We start from the raw sequence: 2287 nt of genomic DNA, 5'->3' as shown, positions 1-2287 counted from the left end.
TTCCTCCTTAGCTCAGTTGGTAGAGCGACGGACTGTTAATCCGCAGGTCGCTGGTTCGAGCCCAGCAGGAGGAGCCACTTTTAAAGCCGCATCACTTGATGCGGCTTTTTTGTATCTACTTTATACGTCATTTCTCACTTTCCCATTTATCTGTACTTCATTTCTAAACATCAGCGAACATTAAATCCTTTCTTCAAAAACACTTATTTCACGATAAAAATTTAATCCTCATCGTAATTTCAATACGCATTAGTATCCGAGCATATTTATCTTCACTAAGATGCCCGAGTTATTACATTTCTTCTTTTAGCTATGCCTTGCATAGTGATAACACTTTATTTGTGAGCTAAATATGAAACTAAAAACTCAAGCCTATTTATTATCTGCGATCATATTGCTAGCTCTCCTAGCTCTGACCGCAACGGGCTTATAGACACTTCGCGTCGCAAGTAACCTTGATAACAAAGCTCGAGTTACTGAGCTATTTAAAAGTGCGTACAGCATACTTACCGAAGTAGAAAAGATGGCTATCGAAGGCAAAATGCCGGAAGACGAAGCGAAAGCATTAGCCACTCGCCTACTTCGTAACAATATCTACAAAGACAACGAATACGTTTATGTCGCAGATGAAAATATGATGTTCATCGCCGCACCACTAGACCCTCAACTGCACGGAACCAGCTTCCATGACTTTAGAGATGGCAGTGGTAATAGCGTAGGCCAACTCATTCTAGATGTATTGGGGCACAAAACAGGTCAGATCGTTGAATATACCTGGAGCCAAAAACAAGCAGATGGCAGCATTGAAGAAAAACACTCGATAGCAGAAAAAACACCACACTGGGGCTGGGTTGTAGGTACAGGTATTGGCTTTAATGAAGTTAACGCACGTTTTTGGTCGACAGCACAATGGCAGCTTGTGCTGTGTCTGATTATCGCGGGAAGTATTCTAAGTGGCCTGATCATTTCGATTCGCAAAATGCTTAATCTACTTGGTGGAGAGCCTAACGACGTGCGCAAAGCAGTTCAAGCTGTCGCTCAAGGAGACATTCAGACCAGTTTTGATACTGTGGCACCGAGAGGAAGTATCTATCGTGCCGTGCAAGATATGAGTCAATCACTAGCTACTATGGTGACAAACCTAGAGAAGTCTATGCATGCACTGCGCGCAGAGTTGTTTGCCGTAGAGGCTCGATCAAATACGATTGCCGATCTTACCGTATCTCAGCAGCAATCAACGGCGATGATTGCCACTGCGATGACTGAAATGGCATCTTCAGCCAACCATGTTGCCAATTCAGCAAGCGACACCGCAAACAATACGGACGAGGCTGACAAACAAAGCCAACATACTCAGAAACTCATTCATAACACGGTTGAAAACATTCAAGGTTTAGCTTCTCAATTAAATACTGCGAGTAAAGCGGTCGCCGATCTAGATCAGGATGTAAATAATATTGTAAAAGTGCTCGATGTGATTGGTGATATTGCAGAGCAAACAAACCTATTGGCACTCAATGCAGCCATTGAAGCAGCACGTGCTGGAGAACAAGGCCGAGGCTTCGCAGTCGTTGCTGATGAGGTACGCAACCTAGCAGGACGCACACAAGACAGCACAAAAGAGATTCAGTATATGATCTCCAATCTGCAAGAAGGCTCTCGCAATGCCATTCACACAATGGAAATATGTGCAGAAACCAGTGAAAGCACTGTTACAGAGTCTAAGAATGCCTCTGAAGCTCTACAGCAAATTGTAACGGCGTTAGAATCTATCACCACAATGAGCCAGCAGATCGCTACTGCTGCCGCTGAGCAGACGCAGGTTAGCGATGATATTGCGCTACGCATAAACCTTATCGAGGAAAGCGGAGGCCAACTCAACTCTGTCGTAACCGAGAGCCAATCAAGTACTCAAAGTTTAGCTTCACTAGCGAATGAGCTAGAAGGTTGGGTAAACAAGTTCTCAGTAAAGCACTAGTTTAAAGTCAATTGTTCAATAAAAAGCACGTTTTCAGACGTGCTTTTTTGTTTTTTCGCCTTTATTTTGCAAGTGAACACACTATCAATGTTAAAACATCGCTTAAAGCATGGCGCATTGCTGCTAAAAACGCATAAAAACAGCCCACTCCGAGCACAAATTCATCAAACGATATTTTATTTTAATTTTATTGTTGACCTGAAAGCCGAAAAGCCTTTTAATACACCTCGTCGCCCGGATAGCTCAGTCGGTAGAGCAGAGGATTGAAAATCCTCGTGTCGGTGGTTCGATTCCGCCTCCGGGCACCAC

2 tRNA genes and 1 pseudogene are annotated in these 2287 nt (G+C 43.7%); all 3 read left to right on the top strand.

What is annotated here, in order from left to right:
- Position 1: 1 nt before the first annotated feature.
- The 3 genes and pseudogenes from R7E78_RS23935 (at position 2) to R7E78_RS23925 (ending at position 2286) form a co-directional block, all read left to right on the top strand.
- Positions 2 to 77: transfer RNA gene (locus R7E78_RS23935), tRNA-Asn, on the top strand.
- 275 nt (positions 78 to 352) lie between these two features.
- Positions 353 to 1978, top strand: a pseudogene (locus R7E78_RS23930) (methyl-accepting chemotaxis protein).
- A gap of 232 nt (positions 1979 to 2210) precedes the next feature.
- Positions 2211 to 2286, top strand: a tRNA-Phe gene (locus R7E78_RS23925).
- Position 2287: the final 1 nt, after the last annotated feature.

It is taken from the genome of Vibrio sp. YT-19(2023), assembly GCF_033337395.1.
Note: the sequence above shows the minus strand (reverse complement) of the source record. Positions and strands in the feature narration are given on the sequence as shown.